This window comes from Staphylococcus sp. EG-SA-2 (assembly GCF_017152085.1).
The window spans coordinates 1-409 of sequence record NZ_JACYHC010000290.1 but is presented as its reverse complement, the minus strand read 5'-3'; the positions used below and the strand labels follow the sequence as shown (position 1 = coordinate 409).

General features: G+C 32.8%; 1 protein-coding gene and 1 pseudogene. Both read left to right on the top strand.

Annotated elements, in window-relative coordinates; translation table 11 throughout:
- Positions 1-93 (top strand): annotated as a pseudogene (locus tag IDG60_RS02775) (MBL fold metallo-hydrolase); the annotation flags it as partial.
- Positions 94-319: 226 nt separating this feature from the next.
- Positions 320-409, top strand: a 90-nt coding sequence (locus IDG60_RS27360; protein WP_371093444.1) for a hypothetical protein, incomplete at its 3' end; no start/stop codon positions are given.

The following is a 409-nucleotide window of genomic DNA, read 5'->3' as shown; positions in this document are numbered from 1 at the left end:
CAAGTATTGAACGAACACGATATTGATACGGAAAAAGAAGTATTGCTATGTGATACGGATAAAGCTATTCCAACGCCAATATATACAATATAAATGAGAGTCACCCTATAAAGTTCGGCACTGCTGTGAGACGACTTTATCGGGTGCTTTTTTATGTTATTGGTGGGAAATGGCTGTTGTTGGAATTAAGGTTCTATTTGAAATGTAAAAAATAATTCGATATTAAATGTAATTTATAAATAATTTACATAAAATCAATCATTTTAATATAAGGATTATGATAATATATTGGTGTATGACAGTTAATGGAGGGAACGAAATGAAAGCTTTATTACTTAAAACAAGTGTATGGCTCGTTTTGCTTTTTAGTGTGATGGGATTATGGCAAGTCTCGAACGCGGCTGAGCAG